The organism is Nitrospira sp. T9 (assembly GCF_052156535.1).
Taxonomy (GTDB): domain Bacteria; phylum Nitrospirota; class Nitrospiria; order Nitrospirales; family UBA8639; genus Nitrospira_E.
On record NZ_JBQKUP010000029.1, the window covers coordinates 182,740 to 200,646 of the forward strand.

Here is a 17,907-nt window from a genome sequence, read left to right on the forward strand (position 1 = left end):
GAGAATCCCCTCTAGACAAGAAAAAAAATGAGCCTGAAGCCATATACCGTGGTGCTTACGAACCTCCCCAACAAACGGCGAATGTTCTTATGGCCACAAAAATAAAAATTTGCGGCATTACGAATCCGAAAGATGCCGAATTCGCAGTTCAGGAAGGGGCAGACGCGTTGGGTTTTGTGTTTTACGCCCAAAGCCCTCGATATGTCCAACCTGCGACCGCCCAACATATCATTGCCAGCCTTCCCCCTTTTGTGGTGACGGTGGGTGTTTTCGTCAACCACGATCTCGATATGGTGAAGCGCGTATTTGATGACTGCGGATTGAGTCTGGCACAACTTCACGGTGACGAATCTCCCGGTTTTTGTGAATCGTTACAGCGTCCGGTGCTACGCGCCATTCGACTAAGGGATAGAAGCAGCTATCTCGCATTGGCAGAATGGAAAGGGCGGATAGGCGTGAAAGGATTTATCATTGATGCATTTTCTCCTACCGCTTACGGAGGAACCGGGCACACGACCGATTGGTCACTTGCGGGCGAAGTAGCCAAAGCCGTTCCCATGCTGTTGGCAGGAGGATTAACTCCTGAAAATGTTCAAGAAGCCATTTGCCAAGTGCAACCCTATGGGGTCGATGTGAGTAGCGGTGTGGAACAGAGTCCTGGGCGTAAAGATCCGTCCAAAATTCGGGATTTTATCCAATCGGTTCGTCTTGTGTGTTAGCCATTCCATCGCTATACTCTTTTCTTTTTACGTCCTCTTTCAGAAGAACATTTCATGGCAATCATACCTGATAAACGCGGGCGCTTTGGGCAATTCGGAGGCAAGTATGCTCCGGAAATTTTGATGCCCGCCATCCATGAATTGGAACAGGCGTATCGTGCGGCTAGGAAAAGCCGGCCCTTCCAGCAGGAATTTCTGAATTGCCTGAAACAATTTGTCGGTCGTCCCACTTCCCTTTTCTTCGCCGAACGTCTCACCAAAACACTTGGTGGAGCCAAGATTTACCTCAAACGAGAAGACCTGTGTCATACCGGTGCCCACAAGATCAACAATACCGTCGGGCAGGCCTTGCTCACCAGACGAATGAAAAAGAAACGTGTCATTGCTGAAACCGGTGCCGGACAACATGGCGTAGCGGTAGCGACTGTAGCGGCCATGTTCGGTCTAAAGGCCGAAATTTACATGGGCACCGAGGATATGGAACGACAGGCATTGAATGTCTTCCGAATGCGGTTACTTGGATCAAAAGTGACGGGGGTGAGTTCTGGAAGTCGCACACTCAAGGATGCCATCAGTGAGGCGATGCGTGACTGGACCACCAATGTAAGCACGACTCACTATTTGCTTGGATCGGTCCTGGGCCCTCATCCCTACCCCATGATGGTACGGGATTTTCAATCCGTGATTGGTCGAGAAACCCGGAAGCAAATCCTTGCACTGGAAGGTCGGTTGCCTCACTGTCTTGTCGCCTGTGTCGGCGGTGGCAGCAATAGCATTGGATTATTCTATCCGTTCGTCAAAGATACTCAAGTCAAGATGGTCGGCGTGGAAGCCGGCGGGCACGGGATAGAAAGCGGGAAACATGCCGCGCGCTTTGCAGGAGGAACACCCGGCGTTTTGCATGGCACGATGACCTATCTTCTCCAGAATGAGGACGGTCAAGTCAATCCCACACATTCAGTGTCTGCCGGATTGGATTATCCGGCAGTCGGTCCTGAACACAGTTACTATCATGATTCCGGACGAATCCAGTACACCTCCGCAACGGATGCTGAGGCCTTAGCCGCGTTCGACTTACTCGCTAAGGAAGAAGGCATCATTCCCGCACTAGAAAGTGCCCATGCAGTTGCAGAAGTCGTCAAGCTGGCGCCCACGATGAAAAAGTCACAGATCTTAATCATGAATCTCTCCGGGCGCGGAGATAAAGATGTTCAACAATTAGCCAAAATGCGCGGAATTCCTCTCTAGGAGAGGGCATACTCAGTGGCCAGAGAATCATCAGGCCAGGAAGGCCGCCAGGTCTCCCATCACATTTGAAATGTTCTGATATGAGCAATCGCATTCAAGCCACATTTGCACAACTCCACGCCAAGGGTAAAAAAGCCCTTATCCCATACATTATGGCTGGCGATCCGACCTTAGCAATGACGAAATCTCTTGTATTAGCGTTGGAACAGGGTGGTGCCGACCTGATCGAATTGGGTGTGCCATTTTCGGATCCTATCGCCGATGGTCCGGTGATTCAACAAGCAGCAGAAAGGGCCCTGCACTCTGGGACAACTCTTAAAAATATCCTTGCCACTGTCGCCAACCTGAGAAAAACAACATCTATTCCCCTTATTTTGATGACCTATTACAACAGCCTCATGGCCATGGGGATTAAGGATTTTTGTGCCAATGCCGTTGACGCGGGCGTCGATGGACTCATCGTGCCGGATTTGCCTCCGGAGGAATCTGACCTTCTTTATCATGCCACTCAAGCGGCGGGAGGACCGGTAAGTATTTTCCTGCTGGCTCCCACCAGCACAGCGGAACGACGACGTGCGGTGATCAAGCGATCACATGGCTTTATCTATTATGTCTCTCTTACCGGTATTACCGGTGCAAAGCTGACCGATCTCAGTCTGGTGCGCCAAAGCGTCCAACAGCTTCAACGAGCCTCACGGAAACCTGTGGCAGTGGGATTTGGAATTGCTTCCCCCGAGCAAGCCAGAGAAGTTGGACAATTTGCGGATGGGGTCATTGTTGGAAGCGCCCTGGTTCGATACATTAATGAACACCATTCCGCCCAGACTTTTCTCACCGATATCCAGGGCATGGCACAACAATGGAAATCGGTTCTCTAGCCTGTCACAGCAAAACCGTCACCCATGCTGAGTCAAAAAGCAAAATGTTCCCCGGCCTTCATAAATGCTGACTGGTTTCAACTAATACCTTCAATGCTCATAATCCACATCCTCCTTTCTTATTTTTCCGTGGCTTTTACTACCACGATGTCTCGGAACTGAATCACCCCTTCCTCATTCCTGGACTGATCTTTCCCACCCAGGGATAGTTTATATCCTTAAAATACCCGCCAGAGAAAATTTCGCAAACATTTCACTCAAAGGTCCGCAAGGGAGGAGTCAGTCAGGGGCGCCCTGCATCTTCCACTGATTCCTCGCCGTTTCGAACACCACGCAACCGGTTAGAGGGAAACAAGTTCAGATATCCCGAGACTCCCAACACGTATTGAAAATGTCCCACGATCCTATTCGGACTTTCACTATAACCAGACGAACCGCCCAATCTTCGTTTGCCAGGTTGTCACACCCCTGGGCAATGACTCAGCCCATCTGGGCGTAGGGCAGCCCGCTTTATTAGGTCGATTTCCGATGGGGCCCTGCACGCAGACACCCTGAGCTGAAGACCTTTGGGAACAAACCACTTTGCATTCTCTGATGATGAACTCAAGAACAATGAACCGGTAGATTGCTGGCCAATGCCCTATTACATTTGGCTACTTTCGGAGCAAAGGAAAATATCGGCCCTCTTCCTGTTGTCATTTTCCATGGAAAATCCAGCAAATCGTTTTTACCTAGCCCTGGCAAACCTTGCCCGGTGTCAAAATCCCCACAGCACAATAAAGCTAAAACTTACATGGTTTTCAAGCATTTCACCCATTTCTTTTCAGGAATTTCTGGCACGGTTCTTGGTCTATTGGAAGGCAGGCACATGCTAAAACGTCCATAATTAACAAGGGGTTGTTCATGGGTGAAACCGAATACTTAGACAAGGAAGATCAAGAAAAAGCGGTGGAAATTCGCATTGAAGATGTCATTTATCGCTCTGATGAAAGCCCGGCGGTCGTGCTGGCGATCAAACGCACCTGTTCCCTGAGTGGAGAATGCAAAGTCGGACATGTCACGTTGGGACATGAAAATACCCTTCGTTTATATCTAGAAACCTAATCACGAATTCACTTTCTCAATGCTTTCTTGCATTACGCCAATAGCTCAACTCTATGGTCTTATCCTGGTTTCATGTTCACATCTCCAAAGGTTCTGGCCAAGCGAACCCCTTTGACCAGAAAGCAACCGGCAAAGCACTCAAGTCTCAAGGGTTTTATAAGAGTCGACCAGGCTACTTTCAGAAGACTCATCGCGTATCCCCTCTATTCCTTTATTGGGCAATCTCAATGATTTCAGGTGTAAGGCCGGTATCAGTCAAATGAAGACGGGCCACGGAAATCGGGAGAGTAAATCGACGAGGGCCGGCACTGCCAGGATTGAGGTAGAGTACTCCCTTGCGTCTCTCGGCAGAGGCACGATGGGAATGCCCAAAAATGACCGCAGAAAATTCGGCGGCAACCGGATCTAAATCTAAGTGATCCAGTTCATGCACAACATATAAAACATACGATTGATGTTCGACGACATTCGTCAGGGGAATCTGCGCAGCCCAAGAGTCCTGATCATTATTCCCACGAACGGCGATCACCGGAGCGATCGCCTCCAGTGTCTTCAGGACCTCAGGGCTTCCGATGTCTCCGGCGTGGATAATCAATTTCGCACCGGTCAAAGCTGCAATCACTTGAGGGCGCACCAGCCCATGCGTATCAGAAATAATCCCGATCATCTTCTCTCTCTCTTATTTTCGATATTCTCATCCTGCGAATCAGGAATCTATTGTCGGTTGATCACCCGTTTTAAAAAATTCCCCGTAATGGCGTAAGCCACACTCTGGACAAAACCCATGCGTAAATTGGGCATTAGATCGATCACTAATAAATCGTTCGAGCGGTTGCCAGTTATTATTGTCGTCACGAATCTTTTTGCAAAAACTGCAAATAGGAAGACAGCCCTCCAAAATATTGACTCTGTTGGCTAAGGCTCGCGTTTGCCTAGCGGTTCGATTGACAAGGAAAGCCGCCCCACCAAGAACAAGAATTCGGATCACCGTGTTAATGGAGGCATCTAATAGGGTGAGGGAAACCGACCAAAACTGTATATTAAAAAGTAATCTAATAAGAGACAATGCCACGGCACATGTCAGCCCCCAGGAAAATCCCCTATACCAGGAGGCGAGCGACACTGGAATGAGATACAAAATAGGAAACTGAATGGTTGGGCCTGCTACGAAATCCCCAAGCAAAATTACAAGCGCTAACGCACTCAAATAGCCGGGGAATAATATGGAATGCGTCCAGGCGTCTTTCCAAAAGCCTGTTTTGGAAGGAAGAAAAGGAAATGACTGAAAAGGCGGCATAGGCCTAAACAGAATTGCGTAAAATAAAAATCTTTATACTTATCATAGCATAAGAGGCATATGTCCAACATGGCGTTCTGAATAATATTAAGATGCCCGCCCCGCCACCTGTCTGGAGGAACTTGTCTGAGAATGTTGGGGCTACCCACAGCCAACTGGATCGTTCTACTCAACCAACAGTAAAGATCTATCTCTAATACAAGAACCTGACCACCCCGTTTTTGACGTATTAAAACTTCCGTGCATCAGTCGAACGAGATTTTTTGGAATGATCCCTCCATTCGGGAAACGCCTGTGTTTCTCAATCCCGTATGGTGTATCCGGACAGTCATTTGGGGAGTGTTGAATAATAAAGATGTTCAAGGGAAAATTTGCCCAGGATTAGATTACTCATTAAAGGCTTCGGGTCGGTTCAAAAAAGCATGCCCTGAGTCTTCCCGAAGGGTCCGTCCAGTCCTGTCCTGAGGCTTCTCGAAGGAAAGGCCGCAGCCGTTTTTACGCGCGGAGCCTACGCTTAGTAGGTGAGCACGGGAAAATGGCGACCTGCCTGCGCGAAGCCGCTCCGGCGAAGGCAGGGAACGCCACTGGCGGCTTTTTTCAACAGACCCATTTGGATAGCGCTTATCCCTGGAAATGGTATAGTAATAAAGAGACCAGTCACGGTTGTAAAGGCTGCGGCGCATTGTCGCAGCCTTTTTTATCAGGCAAAGACTATTATAAGGAATCAAGTCGCATTCCTCGGTTGGATTATGTTCTCCATGGACCCGATGCGAATGACATGTCCGGAAAGGTAAAAGAGTCAGTGAAAACGTCCCATCCTGTGTTCGACCACGCCGATGAACTAAAAGAGGGTGCCCTCTTCCAACAACCCAGTAATGGTCAAACGCGACCCCCGACGTTATTTATCATATTTGGGGCCCAGGGAGATCTCACGAAGAGAAAATTGATTCCCGCGTTATACAACCTGGCCTCAAGTCATCATCTCCCTCAAGAATTTGCCATCCTTGGGATAGATGGGATTCCCATGCATACGGATGACTTTCGGGAAAAGATACGTCAGGACATCGATGAATTATGTCCCCGTCCCATCGATGCCAACATCAAAGAATGGCTCCTTGATCGCCTGCATTACCTGGCAGGAGATTTTCGGGATTCTCAAACCTACGACCGCCTTCATTCTTTGCTGACACAGTTAAATACGACACATGGGACTCAGGGGAATTACCTCTATTACATGGCCACGGCTCCAACATTTTTTGCGGAAATCGTTGCGCAACTGGGCGCCAAAGGATTAGTCGAACATCGAAAAGATTTTTCCCGTCGTATCGTCATTGAGAAACCCTTCGGTCATGATTTGCCATCGGCTCGATCACTCAATCAAGCCCTGAGACAGGTGCTCGATGAAAGTCAGATTTACCGGATCGATCATTATCTTGGCAAAGAAACCGTTCAAAATATTTTAATTTTTCGCTTTGCGAATGGCATTTTTGAACCAATCTGGAACCGTCAATATATTGATCATGTCCAAATCACTGTTGCGGAAACGTTAGGGGTTGAGCATCGTGGGGCCTATTATGAAAAAGCCGGTGCGCTCCGTGACATGGTCTCCAATCACCTCCTGCAAATCTTGGCGTTCGTGGCGATGGAACCACCGAATACGTTTGATCCCGAAGCGGTCCGGAACGAGAAAGCCAAGGTGCTCCGCGCCATCCAGCCCATGAACCCCGTCGAGGTCTTACAATCAACGGTTGCCGGACAATATGAGGCCGGATCGATTAATGGTCACAGTGTCCTTCCTTATCGAATGGAAAAGGATGTCAATCCAGCCTCCCTGACTGAAACCTTTGCCGCAATGACCTTAGGTATTGAAAGTTGGCGTTGGGAAGGCGTGCCCTTTTACCTTCGGACCGGCAAACGGTTACACACCCGAGTGACCGAAGTGGTCATTCAGTTTAAATCTGCCCCGCTGATGTTATTTCGTAAGACTCCAGTCGACAAGCTCACGCCGAATGTGTTGGTCATTCGCATTCAACCGGATGAAGGCATTTCCCTAAGTTTTGGAGCCAAAATTCCAGGACCCAAGGTCAAGGTCGGGACGGTAGATATGGATTTCCAATATGCGGAATATTTCGGTGATGCGCCGAGCACAGGCTATGAGACACTCCTGCACGACGTGATGGCTGGAGACGCAACCCTATTTCAACGAAGTGATAGCGTCGAGGTTGGCTGGAGTATCGTCGATCCCATTGTCAAAGTGTGGGAGAGCCTGGGCTCGCATGCCATTCGTCCCTATAGCTCAGGGAGCTGGGGACCGCCGGAAGCCGATGCCTTGCTGGCCAGGGACGGCCGAATGTGGAGAAACCACGGGTAAGGAAACTGTTGATGGTCAGGGAATTCCACCTGCTCTTACAATAATTGAAATAGATTCATTTCGGAAAAATTGGTCCTCAGCCTCCCACGGGACGACCACTCACCTTTTTCACAGGACAGCCGGTTTCACCGGAGTCAGTAGCATTCCTGAGCGTGGCCCCAGATCGGATAAGACAACCTTTCCTTGTTCACACTTGAACCTGTGTCCAGTAAGCTGGTCCTCAAGCCATCGAGCGGTCTTCCCCACCCACGGGGCGATATCAATCTGAATAGAGATGGGGTGATCATCATTATGAAAAAGAATAAAGACACAGGTTCTTTGCGTCTTTCTCACAAAGACACAACACTGTTGCTCAGAGAATACCTGAACCACGGTCCAATCCCCTTCGCGTAACATTGGAAGAGATTTCCGGATTGCAATAAGCTGCTTGGTGAAATCCCGCAACTCGTGATTCCAATTCCTCTGATTCCATTCCATGCCCCGACGATTGTCAGGGTCCTTCCCTCCCCTCATCCCGATTTCATCCCCATAATACACGGCCGGTATCCCCGGAAAAACAAACTGAAACAGCATGGCCAACTTCAGTCGTAAAATATTTCCCCGGGCTAAAGCATACAGGCGTTCAGTGTCATGGGACCCTAACATGTTCACCATTGCTAAGGTCGTTTCCCATGGATACATCCGAAGAAGTTTATTCACGCGGGACACAAATTGCCTGGTTGAAATGGAACCGTGAATAAAGTAGTCCAAGACGATCTGACGGAGTAGATAGTTCGTTCCTCCGTCAAATTGTCCATCCCGAATCCAAGAACGACCAGAACCCCAGATTTCTGCCACCATATACGACGACGGATTTATGGTCTTCACCTTCTGCCAGAGCGCCTTCCAAAACTGATGGCCCCGGACATCAGCCACTGCATCCAACCGCCATCCATCTATACCCTGACTCGTCCAATAGGCTGCGACGTCCAGAAAATACCGTCGTGTGGCAGGATTGGCTAAGTTGAGAATGGGCATGAGAGGCCGTTCCTGCCAACCGCGATAACGAAATTTCCCGAACGCATTAACCGGAAATCGTGTGATGAAAAACCAGGAGGTGAAGGGGGATGCCGGCCCACGTTCCATGACATCATAAAAGGGAAAAAATCCCCGGCCGCAATGATTGAATACGCCATCCAATAATACGCGAATGCCATTCGCGTGAGCCCTGGATATCAGAGTCTGAAAGTCAGCCAATGTCCCAAGGCGAGGATCAATCCTATAATAATCGTAGGTGTTGTATCGATGATTGGCCGAGGCAAAAAAAATGGGGGCCAGGTAAATCAAATTGACACCAAGGTCCAGGAGGTAATCGAGATGTTCAGTAATTCCTCGCAGAGTCCCTCCCATAAATCCGTGAGCTGTAGGCTTGGATCTCCAGGGCACGAAACCAGATCCGGGCTTGAGCTGTTGGCTATCTCCTGCAAACCGGTCAGGAAAGATTTGATAGATTATGGCGTCACGAGTCCAGGAAATGTCGGAAACGGGTTGATGACATTTCATAGATATACAATCAGAAACTCGTTCACGGATAGGATCTGGACATTGGTGTGCAAAAAACAAGCACGAAACCCGGAGTCACAAGAAACTCCGGGCTAGAGGAAGAGGAAAAAATCCGCTGGCAATCTTTCAAAACTGACGTTTAACAACACGAGCCTACGCTGGGAGCACACCCACAGGAGGATGCACACCCGAGGGACTGACAACAATCCACACAATCGCAGCCACAGGCCATTTGGCACTCATATCCGTGAGATCCATGAAAATGGTCCCTGGCCCCGTGAGTATGGCCCCATCCAGGGTGTCCGTGATGATATTCAGGACCAGCTAGCCCCTGAAGGAATCGTAACCCGACCCCCAACCCAGAATTCAAAAGATCCATACCCAATTTCAAGGTCTCCCCTACCCGGTTAGCGATCTCCCCACTTGTCTCGCCGGCAGTTTGGCCTGAGTCGGGATTCAAACCAGGCACCTGGGGAATCTGGGGTAAGAAACCGGTCATAGGAGGAAGTGGCCATCCCATCGGCATGTGAGGCATTCCTGCCGCACTCGTGCCAAACTGAGGGCCACCACGGGTTTCCATTCCTGGAGCGCGTTCGATTCGCTTTTTATATTCCTGGAATTCTGCTTTAGCTTTGTTCGCTGCGCCGGCCTTTTTCTCTTTTGAAGAACCTTTTGGGGTTGCCGCCATCATCATCTCCTGGTTAAACCGGTTAACAACTAAAGACTTCACACCATCGAACCCTGGAAGTCAGATTGACGACCAGGACCGTCAGGTGGGCACCTGGCTTGGTGGTGATAATTCCTTCTTTAATTTGATAGCCATCCTGAGGGTCGGCCTGCTTCATCCAGCCTAGAGTCGTTTTTTCGCTGTCCTGTACGACCACGAAAACTAAAGCGGGTGCAGTCGATGCCGCATTCGTCGGGGTATATTCGATGGAAAGATGCACGCAACATCCTCCCCCGATAAAGGCCTTGCCGATTCCGGCTTTTCCTCGCACATCCACCTCACCGACAATCGGAGCCACGGCTGCCTTCGTTTCTGCGTTCCTGCCACTTGTCTCGCCGGCTGACATCTCAACCGGAGCCGTGAACATGGCCATTGCCCGGACTCGTTGGAGGACCATGGAATTGGAATCCGTCTTTCCGTCGACACTAATGTCCGCTTCAACAAGCAATTCCTTGGCTTCCTTCCGGCATTCCCGATGCCCACAGCAACATTTGGCCCTGGGGTGGCTACAACCAGGACAAAACCCGGTGCCCCCATGCTGAAAGTGTGGTCCGGAAAAGGCTCCGGCACCAGGATACGCATGAGTGGGAATTCCAGAAAACATCGGCTGAGTGTAATTCATTGGTGTACCCTTCCTTATTCTTGCCTCAAATTGAATAGCCGTTCAAAAAGACAATACGCCTACGCTTAAGGTCTCCTCATCCGATCAAAAACAGACTGTTTCGCACCAGCGCAATCGGGCCATCGCTTCTGTCACTTCCAACGTCACCTTGGCTCCTGGCTCGATGGATAGCAAATGCGATTTCACATGATAACCGTCCGTCATTGAGGTTTCCTGCCAGGTTGAGGTGCTCCCATCAAGGTCCACCGTGACCTTGACCAAGGGCGAAGCCGCCCCGGCATCCGGCGCGTATTCCAGGGTCAATGAGGCGTTGGTGGTTCCTCCGATCAACACTTCTTTCATGCCGGCTGCGCTGTCCACACTGACTTCTTGAGGAAGAGGCATGGAATGGCTGGCCTGAGTTCCCCAGCCGTATGCGGGATATCCGACTGACGGGTAATATGGCATCGGCATCAGGACCGGATACCCAATTGGAGCCACGCTGCGATGACCGGTCGTATGATAATGGGGTGACGAATGGTGGGACATCGAGACACAGCAATGCGGTAAATGGTGATGCATTAGGAATCTCCTTGGTTAGAGTCCGATGCTTTCGTCAAATCCTGGGTAATCTTCAACACATCTTCCACAATCTGGAAACCCGTATTGACCACGGTATTGACCATGTCGGCCATTTTTTGAGGGATGTGATTCTCTAGAATTTGTGTGGAAGTCTGATTAATGACTTTGTTGACGGATTCTATAACGGTGGCCATGTCGTGTACCTTTCTCCGGACGGGTTAGAATCCCTGCCGGTGATCAAATAGAACATTTTACCATTGCGGGGCCTGACGGTGTGAATGATCCTTCCGCATGGCCCCTGGCAAGCCGAAGAACTTTGGTCATCACCTCGAGGCTCCAGTTTAAGCTTTGCCAGGGACTCATCAGCATGCGGCTTGACGCCTTCGCACTACTGGTCAAGGCGTCGATGGCCAGACTCAGGGGCCCGGTCACTAGTCCTTTTTCGTCTAATTGTAACATAGCCATCCAGGCCTCAGGATTCCGTGGCATGGCATGAAACAAGGCTTGCGGGACAAGACAGATATTTTGAGAAAGGACCCCACTGAACACTCCACTACAAAACTCTTGAAATTGCCGGTCATGGGTGGTCATCCGAGCAATGTTGGCAAGGACAAACAGGCAGAATTCTTTCAAATCGGGATTTTTGGCTACGGATAAAAATAATTCCCCCGTCCGCCAGTCTAACTCAAATTGTTGTTCCCATTGCGTTTGGTATTGTTGAAGAGCACGGACAGAACAATCCCCACTCAATACGGCCTGATGCGCGGTTTCGGCAGCTAAATACGCCCCTTCCATCGCCTTATGAATACCTCCGCCATTGAGCGGATCGGCTTGATTGGCCGCGTCACCCACCAGCATCACCCGATCAGCCACGATGGCCTTGGGTTTAAAAAATGAGACAGCCCCACCTGAAACGGCTCCGCACCGTGAGGCATGACGCAAGAGGTGGCCCAAATCCTGATCGAGAAAATCTTGGAACACCTGCTTCAGATTCGGGATCATGGGAAACGGTTTATCAAACGCGTACCCCAACCCGATATTGGCAAAGCCGTCATCGTCCACAAAGACCCAGGCATACCCGGGGAAAAAACGCTCATCGAAATACACCTTGATTTGAGCGCCTTCAGCATCCACATTTTGGTAATAGGCACGCAGTGAAAGGGCCGTCGCTCCATTTTTCAAGACATTCCCGATAGAGCGGGACACGACGGAACTCACGCCGTCTGCCCCGATAACAATTTTTCCCTGTACTTCCATGCGCTGCCCTTTATGATCCAGGACGACGCTGGCATGATCGGGCGTCTGGTGAATCTCTCGAACAAGGGAGTACGCTTGGAATTCGGCTCCGGAGGCCACGGCATGTTGAAGAAGAATGTGATCAAAACGCCGGCGATCCAACAACACGCAAAAATCAGGATAGTGAGTGGTATTCGGAAATCCCCCGGTCAGCAGTAATTCGCCGTTAATAAAGAGGTCGCAGGTTTTAATACAGGATTTGGTGTGAGTCAGCACTTCGTCGATACAGCCCAACTGGTCCAGCCAATATAAAGCTTGAGGGGTCAACCCATCCCCACAGACCTTATCCCGGGGAAAATCGGTTCGATCAAGGATTAAGGTCGATAGCCCCTTCCGTGCCGTAAACGCTGCGGTGCTGCTCCCTCCCGGTCCGGCCCCAACTACAATCACATCGTACGTCATAGGTTCTCCCGTCAAACATCCCTATGGGTAGAATAACCCTTATTCGAGAGCTTCTCCCCCTTTACGTTGCCGAGGTCACCAATAATTTCACCGGGATTTCGATTGCCTGTTCGGACATCACAACAATACGTCCATGATAAACGTCCGGCGGAAGGCCGGCGGGAATTACGCCCTTCAAAATAAATTTTTCAAAATCCATCGGCTCAATCGTTTTTGTTCCAGGGCTAACCGTGAAGCCTTTACAAGGAAATACCTGTCCTTGAGTCGATCCGATAAATCCGTCGACCTTCAACTTGACGTTCTTGGCCGAGTCCATCGAATCATTATTAATAGAAAAGGACACATGCACAGATTGCCCGGGAGTAAGCGGTAAACGATTCGCGATGTAATAGGCGGGATCCTGCGGTTCGATACCTTCGGGATGTGTCGAGGAGGGCCCCGGAGCAGTCGAATCTTGTGATCTGGAAGACGAGGAAGCGGATTCCTCGGATGAAGCGGTGGCGGCGCCCATGACGCCGGAAAATTTCTCCAGCACGGAATCCTGCATCATCGTTCCAAAACGGTTGATGAGGGTCAAGCCCAAACTTAAACCCGCTTCAGCCAGATCCAATCCTTTCGCAAACGTCGTGCCGATTTGATCGCCATGCCCGAACATCGAATCCTCCGATTTGGTGTTTTGGTCCGCGTGAGCAGACGCTTGGGCTGTCGACTTTCTTTGAGTTGAAGATCGCCGTGACGGAGATTTTTTCTTACTGTTTTTACTGGCAGTTGCCTTGCTCCCGGACTTCATGCTCTTGACTCCAAAGACAATGTGCGAATTAACAACATGAATGGCACGTACAGGGTGAAGGTTGGCACTGCACACAATAATGGTGCTGGACAACCGGTCCACACTCACGACGCATCGGACAGGCGCATCCGTGTGGACATGGTGGCTCCTGCCAGATGAGCCCGTGCATGAATTGCCGGAACAATTGGGCACCAGTACCGACCAGATGGAAGGCCAGGCCAATAGCCTGACCAGTGGTCTGTCCCATTATAGTAGCCCCATCGTGTCCATGCTTTGAGTATGAGCATTGCGAATGTTCACAGGACATAGATTAATCCTCCCCGCTGCTGACAGCACTATCCATGGAATCCATCTGAGACCCGGCCTTCGTCATCGGAAAGGTACGAGAAGGGATATTTCCCACTTTTAATCCACCCGAAGAGGCTTGTCTCCCCCCTCCGTACTCACCTCCAGGTCTGAACCCCTCTCTGCTTATAGGTCGCCTCGCAGAGGTCCCGGGTTTTGACTGATGAGACAAAGGCATGGGCTGACACGGTGATCCTGTAACCACAACCCGCGAGCCTTTGGTAACGGATCGAGATGGAATACCCGGATTGCCGGCTGCCACCACCTGAGGAAAGCTTTGTCCGGGTATACGCGATTGCTCACGCCTGACCTTATCCCTTGGGGAAACCATGGTCCGTCCCTCCAGATTGAGGCGGAGGAATTCAATCCCTAATAACCGTGCGCGTAACGTGTAGCTGGAGGGAAGACAAAAATCCTGATGAAGTCCGATCGACACAGGGGGCAAGCGCCGGATATTCATATCAACCGCAGGAAGTTGCCGGAGAGACAAATTGACGGTAGGCAGGTTGGTCACATTGAACTGTTCAACACGGATCGGATCCAGGTTGCGAACTTCATTGATGCGGAGGGATTCAATCGTCAGGGGATCAATATGATTCAGTTCTTTAATGTGTACGGCGGCCGGAGCAATATGTCGAACTTCGCTGATCACAAGCGGATCAACATTACTCAGTTCACTGATCCGCAATTTATCGAGATTTTTTGCCTCTTTAATTTTTATGTCGCCCATATGGATGCCCTTCCCTGGCGGATGCTACACAAGTCCTGGCCAGCTATAGTTTATGTGAATGGCCTTGGCCTCATCGAGAATGGCCGGCTGGGTTTGTAATCGGGCTGAAATCGTCACGACTTTGGAAGCACCCGACCCGGTAAGCTGATAAAGAAACCAGGGAACGGTGCCCGCCCCGCTCTGTACCACTGAATCCACAAGCCACTGAACAGCCATCCCTGAACTGTGCCGAATCGTCGCCCGAAATAATTGTTGGGTGTTGCTCTGATCGATATAGGCGTTATCATGACCTTGAGGATAATAGAGATACGCCTGCTTGGGGAAAACTTCAAGAATTGGTTGAGGAAGCGGCTCTGGTCCATTTCCCATCAACGTGACAAAGGCATAGGCTTTCCGAAAAGGGCTTTCTGCCGCTGTAGCAATAATGATGTCGGTTATCCCGTGAGAAAGACTGCCTTTCGGAGGAGCAAGATATAAGCCGGTTGGATCAATCGAACCAGCCCCGGGATTTCCTGCAGGATCCTGAACAGCCCAATTCACCTTACTGCTCATCCCGTTATATACCGAAGCGTGAAACCGGACCTGGGTATTCACAGGATCGGCATATCGTTCATCGCGAAAATACACTTCAGCGTTGGCCGGCCAGACCTCCACTTCGATTTGATGCTGACAGACGACCTGATGGTAGACCTGGTAAGTCGTATGGGAGTGACGGCATGGGGCAGGATAAACTGACACGGTCAGACCTTTCTCAATCACATTTTCACGCTGACAGCTACATCGTGTCGACGTGATCCTCAAAGTCATCGTCCGGGAGATCAACGGAGCAATTGGCAATCTTCCCGAACAGCTTGCCATTGAAACTTAGCTTTGATTTACATCCAACCTTCCCCTCCAGTTGTGTGGTGATACCTTTTGTGCCCAGGACCCCCGCTAATTGCACATTGGCCCCTTCGACGGCGACGGTAAATGGAGAAAGTTTAATTCCAAAACTGCCAATCGAAGCCACCGTATGGATTCCACCGGCACGCCGAAGAAAGGGAATCGACAGGTTGATCGGAATCTCCCCTACCCGTACCGAGATTGCACTCACCTGTGCGACCAACGATCCTTTGGCCTTCGTGGCAAAGGCGATTGGTTCGGTTTTGGCCTGGACAGAAAAATCCGGGCAACTCTCCATACCCAGGTGGCCTTTAAAATTCACCTTGCCTCCTCCTGTCCTGTTTGTTGAGCCGTCATCCCATCTGGATAGACCCGCTCGGCCAGATCACTACACATCGCATCAATCCGTTCATTCAACTGCTCAAACCCCTTCAAGGATTGACAAATTTCTTCACAGTTCTCCCCTTCAATCTCAAACGAGACAAAGGGACCGAGTTTAATTCGAAGGACCATATTGGCCGCCATTCTATCACCTTTGGTAAAAAATGAAACCGGGGTACCCAAATAAGGGCGTTCCTTTCAATTCCTTGCTTCCCCTGAATTTAACGTGGGCATACTCACCCTTGATTATTTCGACTTCCTTGAATCCTGGCGACGTACCGGACGCTTGCCGTTTCCATTCCCGGCTTTCATCGTTCCGGTCCCATTGGCCTTTTTTTTCGCCATCCCGTGGCCATTCGGCTGCACGTGACCATTAACCGGCTTGTCGTGCACCTGACTCAGGTTTCTATCCGCCTCTCGCAGGAATTTCACCATCTGGTCCATGGAATGCAACATCACTTCAATCGTGTCTTTTTGTTGTCGATCAAGGTTTTGGTATAAATCTTCAAGTTTTCGTTCAAGTTCCTGCCCGTCACTGGAAGTGCGATATTCTTTGCCACGTTCCCGCAGAACAGTTCCGAACTGATCCAGAATGGAGATCACACCAAATAAAATATCCAACGTTACGTCCTGTGCTTCCTGGCCGCGAGGATAGGGGTGCGGACGGCAATGGGAACAGGCCAGGAACTGTTCATCCCTTCCCATGCTCCATCTGGCAAAAAGCGCCGACCGGGAATCGTCAGCAATATTCGAACATCCCCGACGATGAAGTTTCCCATAAACCGGATCGAATTGATACGGGGCCATGGCTGCTTCGGCCTGGCCATCAATGCGTAACAGGGGGCGCGCATCGCTGACCTTTCCCTGAGACCGTAGCTCCTGAAGGGCAATCGCAAACACATCACCCCAATACACATCTGTGGTTCCCATTGTATCCTCAGGAGAACGTCCCATATTTTTAAGTGCGCCTGACCACCGGGCCTCCTCTTCCTTGAACGTGTGCCTCCGCGAAGATACGACCAACAGGACACACCACTTCCACCACGGTCGAGATGATTCTGCCTGGGAGCTTAATCATAGACCGCCCAGGCCAACTCCCGATGCGTTTTTTGTAAACGATGCTTTTTGAGACGTGTGGCAAAATATTTGGTCAAAAAGGCAATCAGCAAATCCCGCCCCGAGCCTTCCGGTAGCCCCTGCCGCAAACGGGCAATATGCCCTTGAAAGATCCGACGAAGCGTGCGTTCGGGGTCGGCAACCTGATTGAGATAAGTCACCCGATGATAATGCAAGTCTGAATAGCAATCCCCGTGATCGTCGATATGCATGATCAAGGAGCCTGCAAGAAAGATCATACTGACATAATGCAGAGGAACTGCTGGGACTAAAAATCCTGTGAGAACTAAAATCGCATGGCCGCTTCGGTTCCTGGCACTTTCCCGTAAGATTCGCAATTGTTCTCGGCGGGGACGTGAGCGAATGCTCTCCGGATCAGAACGGAAAGCCACATCCCGTTTTTGTGCCTGAAAGAGCAACAGTATGGCTTGCCGCAGGAGAGGATCCAAGACATCCCGTTCAGCAAATAAACGCGCAATAATCACATAAAACAGTTTTTCCCGATCCGTCTGAATCTCAAACCATCCCTTGGTCAACAGGTCATCCATCCGATCAATATAGGAATTGGCAACGTCCAAACCAAAGTCATCAATAAAACTGTCCGCCAGAAAACAACAGCCGCCGAATAAACTGCCGATCATTTGCCGACGCGCATCATAGGGAAATCCGGCAATCTCTGCGCAGGCATGGCCCACAACAGTCATTTTGGCACTCAATTCCATCATCTTCCGGTATTCGTCCTGCCGTTGGTTAAACAGGTCGGGATAATACTCCAGCACTAACGGCTTCAGAGAGATCACCACCTGTTTCCGATAAAAACTGAACAATTGATCAAGAGGCGTATGGAGGGATTGGGACGCATACATGGGAAAAACTTCTCGTCGGAACAACGGGGT

General features: G+C 50.3%; 22 protein-coding genes. 7 read left to right on the top strand and 15 right to left on the bottom strand.

All coding sequences use genetic code 11. The annotated features are described in order from the left end of the window. The first annotated feature begins 89 nt into the window (after positions 1-89). The 5 genes from ACTRXD_RS05930 to ACTRXD_RS05950 all read left to right on the top strand — a co-directional run bounded on the left by ACTRXD_RS05930 (position 90) and on the right by ACTRXD_RS05950 (position 3,949). Entirely contained in the window at positions 90-719 is a 630-nt protein-coding gene (locus tag ACTRXD_RS05930; RefSeq protein ID WP_442430919.1) for a phosphoribosylanthranilate isomerase, read from the top strand. Positions 720-773: 54 nt separating this feature from the next. Further along, positions 774-1,967 (top strand): tryptophan synthase subunit beta, encoded by a 1,194-nt coding sequence (trpB, locus tag ACTRXD_RS05935; protein ID WP_442430920.1) that lies wholly within the window; start codon positions 774-776, stop codon positions 1,965-1,967. 80 nt (positions 1,968-2,047) lie between these two features. Next, positions 2,048-2,845: a tryptophan synthase subunit alpha gene (trpA, locus tag ACTRXD_RS05940; protein ID WP_442430921.1), complete on the top strand. Its 798-nt coding sequence runs from the start codon at positions 2,048-2,050 to the stop codon at positions 2,843-2,845. 625 nt (positions 2,846-3,470) lie between these two features. Beyond that, positions 3,471-3,731, top strand: coding sequence for a hypothetical protein (locus ACTRXD_RS05945; protein ID WP_442430922.1), 261 nt, complete (start codon positions 3,471-3,473; stop codon positions 3,729-3,731). 17 nt (positions 3,732-3,748) lie between these two features. Next, positions 3,749-3,949 (top strand): hypothetical protein, encoded by a 201-nt coding sequence (locus ACTRXD_RS05950; RefSeq protein ID WP_312747588.1) that lies wholly within the window; start codon positions 3,749-3,751, stop codon positions 3,947-3,949. Positions 3,950-4,160: 211 nt separating this feature from the next. Here ACTRXD_RS05950 and ACTRXD_RS05955 read toward each other — a convergent pair whose 3' ends face one another. Next, the gene (locus ACTRXD_RS05955) at positions 4,161-4,616 is read right to left on the bottom strand and encodes a metallophosphoesterase family protein (protein ID WP_442430923.1); all 456 of its coding nucleotides are present in this window, start codon (positions 4,614-4,616) and stop codon (positions 4,161-4,163) included. 39 nt (positions 4,617-4,655) lie between these two features. Continuing rightward, positions 4,656-5,246 carry a hypothetical protein gene (locus tag ACTRXD_RS05960; protein ID WP_442430924.1) on the bottom strand — a complete coding sequence of 197 codons (591 nt, stop codon included), beginning with the start codon at positions 5,244-5,246 and terminating at the stop codon, positions 4,656-4,658. A 535-nt stretch (positions 5,247-5,781) separates the two neighbouring features. Between ACTRXD_RS05960 and zwf the strand changes: the two genes are divergently transcribed. Then, complete coding sequence (zwf, locus tag ACTRXD_RS05965) at positions 5,782-7,617, top strand: glucose-6-phosphate dehydrogenase (protein WP_442430925.1); 1,836 nt, start codon at positions 5,782-5,784, stop codon at positions 7,615-7,617. Between the two features lie 108 nt (positions 7,618-7,725). On the opposite strand, the gene ACTRXD_RS05970 is transcribed toward zwf, so the two are convergent. From ACTRXD_RS05970 to ACTRXD_RS06000, 7 genes are all read right to left on the bottom strand, one after another. Then, positions 7,726-9,159, bottom strand: a complete 1,434-nt coding sequence (locus tag ACTRXD_RS05970; RefSeq protein ID WP_442430926.1) for a glycoside hydrolase family 13 protein — start codon at positions 9,157-9,159, stop codon at positions 7,726-7,728. Between the two features lie 139 nt (positions 9,160-9,298). Beyond that, positions 9,299-9,889 carry a hypothetical protein gene (locus ACTRXD_RS05975; protein WP_442430927.1) on the bottom strand — a complete coding sequence of 197 codons (591 nt, stop codon included), beginning with the start codon at positions 9,887-9,889 and terminating at the stop codon, positions 9,299-9,301. Further along, positions 9,870-10,508, bottom strand: coding sequence for a hypothetical protein (locus tag ACTRXD_RS05980; protein ID WP_442430928.1), 639 nt, complete (start codon positions 10,506-10,508; stop codon positions 9,870-9,872). Before ACTRXD_RS05980 ends, ACTRXD_RS05975 begins: the two co-directional genes overlap by 20 nt. 84 nt (positions 10,509-10,592) lie before the next feature. After that, the gene (locus ACTRXD_RS05985) at positions 10,593-11,069 is read right to left on the bottom strand and encodes a hypothetical protein (protein WP_442430929.1); all 477 of its coding nucleotides are present in this window, start codon (positions 11,067-11,069) and stop codon (positions 10,593-10,595) included. After that, positions 11,069-11,263, bottom strand: coding sequence for a hypothetical protein (locus tag ACTRXD_RS05990; protein ID WP_442430930.1), 195 nt, complete (start codon positions 11,261-11,263; stop codon positions 11,069-11,071). The genes ACTRXD_RS05985 and ACTRXD_RS05990 overlap by 1 nt, the downstream gene beginning before the upstream one ends. Positions 11,264-11,306: 43 nt before the next feature. After that, positions 11,307-12,767, bottom strand: coding sequence for a geranylgeranyl reductase family protein (locus ACTRXD_RS05995; RefSeq protein WP_442430931.1), 1,461 nt, complete (start codon positions 12,765-12,767; stop codon positions 11,307-11,309). A gap of 61 nt (positions 12,768-12,828) precedes the next feature. Beyond that, the gene (locus tag ACTRXD_RS06000) at positions 12,829-13,557 is read right to left on the bottom strand and encodes a hypothetical protein (protein ID WP_442430932.1); all 729 of its coding nucleotides are present in this window, start codon (positions 13,555-13,557) and stop codon (positions 12,829-12,831) included. Between the two features lie 61 nt (positions 13,558-13,618). Here ACTRXD_RS06000 and ACTRXD_RS06005 point away from each other — a divergent pair, with 61 nt between their 5' ends. Further along, complete coding sequence (locus ACTRXD_RS06005) at positions 13,619-13,834, top strand: hypothetical protein (protein WP_442430933.1); 216 nt, start codon at positions 13,619-13,621, stop codon at positions 13,832-13,834. A gap of 33 nt (positions 13,835-13,867) precedes the next feature. On the opposite strand, the gene ACTRXD_RS06010 is transcribed toward ACTRXD_RS06005, so the two are convergent. The 6 genes from ACTRXD_RS06010 to ACTRXD_RS06035 form a co-directional block, all read right to left on the bottom strand. After that, positions 13,868-14,632, bottom strand: coding sequence for a hypothetical protein (locus tag ACTRXD_RS06010; RefSeq protein WP_442430934.1), 765 nt, complete (start codon positions 14,630-14,632; stop codon positions 13,868-13,870). Positions 14,633-14,656: 24 nt separating this feature from the next. Then, the gene (locus ACTRXD_RS06015; RefSeq protein WP_442430935.1) at positions 14,657-15,370 is read right to left on the bottom strand and encodes a hypothetical protein; all 714 of its coding nucleotides are present in this window, start codon (positions 15,368-15,370) and stop codon (positions 14,657-14,659) included. Positions 15,371-15,407: 37 nt separating this feature from the next. Beyond that, positions 15,408-15,836 carry a hypothetical protein gene (locus ACTRXD_RS06020; RefSeq protein ID WP_442430936.1) on the bottom strand — a complete coding sequence of 143 codons (429 nt, stop codon included), beginning with the start codon at positions 15,834-15,836 and terminating at the stop codon, positions 15,408-15,410. Next, positions 15,833-16,039, bottom strand: coding sequence for a hypothetical protein (locus tag ACTRXD_RS06025; RefSeq protein ID WP_442430937.1), 207 nt, complete (start codon positions 16,037-16,039; stop codon positions 15,833-15,835). Before ACTRXD_RS06025 ends, ACTRXD_RS06020 begins: the two co-directional genes overlap by 4 nt. Positions 16,040-16,141: 102 nt before the next feature. Further along, on the bottom strand, positions 16,142-16,825 hold the full coding sequence (locus ACTRXD_RS06030; RefSeq protein ID WP_442430938.1) for a hypothetical protein: 684 nt from the start codon (positions 16,823-16,825) through the stop codon (positions 16,142-16,144). A gap of 140 nt (positions 16,826-16,965) precedes the next feature. After that, positions 16,966-17,877, bottom strand: a complete 912-nt coding sequence (locus tag ACTRXD_RS06035) for a hypothetical protein (protein WP_442430939.1) — start codon at positions 17,875-17,877, stop codon at positions 16,966-16,968. Positions 17,878-17,907: the final 30 nt, after the last annotated feature.

What these genes read in the sequence shown, in the direction of transcription:
- ACTRXD_RS05980 (WP_442430928.1), bottom strand. Translation starts at nt 10,508, where the DNA reads ATGAATTACACTCAGCCGATGTTTTCTGGAATTCCCACTCATGCGTAT.
- ACTRXD_RS05970 (WP_442430926.1), bottom strand. Translation starts at nt 9,159, where the DNA reads ATGAAATGTCATCAACCCGTTTCCGACATTTCCTGGACTCGTGACGCC.
- ACTRXD_RS05990 (WP_442430930.1), bottom strand. Translation starts at nt 11,263, where the DNA reads ATGGCCACCGTTATAGAATCCGTCAACAAAGTCATTAATCAGACTTCC.
- trpB (WP_442430920.1), top strand. Translation starts at nt 774, where the DNA reads ATGGCAATCATACCTGATAAACGCGGGCGCTTTGGGCAATTCGGAGGC.
- ACTRXD_RS06000 (WP_442430932.1), bottom strand. Translation starts at nt 13,557, where the DNA reads ATGAAGTCCGGGAGCAAGGCAACTGCCAGTAAAAACAGTAAGAAAAAA.
- ACTRXD_RS05955 (WP_442430923.1), bottom strand. Translation starts at nt 4,616, where the DNA reads ATGATCGGGATTATTTCTGATACGCATGGGCTGGTGCGCCCTCAAGTG.
- ACTRXD_RS06010 (WP_442430934.1), bottom strand. Translation starts at nt 14,632, where the DNA reads ATGGGCGACATAAAAATTAAAGAGGCAAAAAATCTCGATAAATTGCGG.
- trpA (WP_442430921.1), top strand. Translation starts at nt 2,048, where the DNA reads ATGAGCAATCGCATTCAAGCCACATTTGCACAACTCCACGCCAAGGGT.
- ACTRXD_RS06035 (WP_442430939.1), bottom strand. Translation starts at nt 17,877, where the DNA reads ATGTATGCGTCCCAATCCCTCCATACGCCTCTTGATCAATTGTTCAGT.
- ACTRXD_RS06030 (WP_442430938.1), bottom strand. Translation starts at nt 16,825, where the DNA reads ATGGGAACCACAGATGTGTATTGGGGTGATGTGTTTGCGATTGCCCTT.
- ACTRXD_RS05985 (WP_442430929.1), bottom strand. Translation starts at nt 11,069, where the DNA reads ATGCATCACCATTTACCGCATTGCTGTGTCTCGATGTCCCACCATTCG.
- ACTRXD_RS05995 (WP_442430931.1), bottom strand. Translation starts at nt 12,767, where the DNA reads ATGACGTACGATGTGATTGTAGTTGGGGCCGGACCGGGAGGGAGCAGC.
- ACTRXD_RS05950 (WP_312747588.1), top strand. Translation starts at nt 3,749, where the DNA reads ATGGGTGAAACCGAATACTTAGACAAGGAAGATCAAGAAAAAGCGGTG.
- ACTRXD_RS05960 (WP_442430924.1), bottom strand. Translation starts at nt 5,246, where the DNA reads ATGCCGCCTTTTCAGTCATTTCCTTTTCTTCCTTCCAAAACAGGCTTT.
- ACTRXD_RS05930 (WP_442430919.1), top strand. Translation starts at nt 90, where the DNA reads ATGGCCACAAAAATAAAAATTTGCGGCATTACGAATCCGAAAGATGCC.
- ACTRXD_RS06025 (WP_442430937.1), bottom strand. Translation starts at nt 16,039, where the DNA reads ATGGCGGCCAATATGGTCCTTCGAATTAAACTCGGTCCCTTTGTCTCG.
- zwf (WP_442430925.1), top strand. Translation starts at nt 5,782, where the DNA reads ATGGCGACCTGCCTGCGCGAAGCCGCTCCGGCGAAGGCAGGGAACGCC.